Source organism: Nocardia sp. 852002-20019_SCH5090214 (genome assembly GCF_001665865.1).
Taxonomy (GTDB): Bacteria; Actinomycetota; Actinomycetes; order Mycobacteriales; family Mycobacteriaceae; genus Nocardia; species Nocardia nova.
In genome coordinates, this window is record NZ_LZMK01000179.1 from 1 (window position 1) to 1,159 (window position 1,159).

1 protein-coding gene is annotated in these 1,159 nt (G+C 65.8%); it reads right to left on the reverse strand.

Going from position 1 to position 1,159, the window contains the following annotated elements; translation table 11 throughout:
- Window positions 1-1,097 (reverse strand): hypothetical protein (locus tag A5780_RS13915; RefSeq protein ID WP_156769496.1); only part of this gene is annotated, 1,097 nt, incomplete at its 3' end.
- Window positions 1,098-1,159: the final 62 nt, after the last annotated feature.

Consider the following 1,159-nt stretch of genomic DNA (forward strand, 5'->3'; position numbering starts at 1 on the left):
GCCCGTTGCAGGTCGATCGAACGGGCCGTGTCGATTGTGCCGACTGCTTCGGCCTTCTTGGCGGGCTCGAGCAGGCCGGCCGTGGTCAGTTGCGGCAGGATGATCTGCTGGTCGCACAGCGACATGTGCTGGGTTCCTGCGATGCGCAGGGGGATCTTCACCCCAGTGTTGGTTGCCCAGCGCGGTTCCCAGCCCGGATTGCCGAACCAGGGCGAGGTGTCGCTGGCCAGCATCAGCAGCGGCCGGTCGAGACCGTCCGCGGCGACAGAGCCCAGGATCGGGCCGTCCAGATCGACGCCGGCACGGACACGGTGGTCGTCGTGCATCGTTTGCACGGTTGTCGACCCGCCTAGCGAGTGACCGAACATTCCGACTTTCGACAGGTCGAGGTCCTCGGCGAGGTGCGGTGGGAGTCCAGCGCGTCCCGGCTGTTCGGTGGCAGCGGTCATCAGTTGGTCGAGGACGAAGCGTGTGTCGGCGACCCTGGTCGGCAGGAGTAGATCGGGAAGGATGTGTTGTGGTGAATCCAGTGGCACCTGAGTGTGTTCGGTGTGTCCGTCGGGAAACTGCACCGCGAACGCTTCGTGGGTGTGGTTGATCGCGACCACGATGTAGCCGTGGCTGGCGAGGTCTTCGGCCTGAGCGGTGCTCCATCCGGTTGTGTCGTCCATTCCGGGTGAGTTCAGCAGCACCGGGAAGGCTCGTCCGTCGGCGCGGGCGGTTGCGTCGCGGCGGCTGTGGCTGGGCGCGAGAGTCCAACTGCCAGCGGGGACACCGAGTCTGGTGAGGTACTCGGCTTGTTCTTCCCGGCCGCCAGGCGGCATCCATTCAGCAGTCGGTGCCGTCGACTGGTCAGCGGCGGGGTACCAGATCTGCACCATCAGTTCACGGTGTCCCGATGTCCACGGATCCGCGCGGTCGGCATCGTCGAGGTACCAATCCGTGACGCCGACCGGGTAATGGCCCGTCGGGGCAGGCAGATTCACGACCACGGGGTTCTGCGAGGGGGCTGCTTCCGCTGCGCCAGCAGCCACCGTGGCGGCCACCGCCGCGGCGGCGACTGCGGCGATATGTCGTCGTAACCCTCTGCGTTTCATGACAACTCCCCATCCCTTGCAATGTCAGCCAGCAACGCTACAAGATCGCCTGCCCAACGATG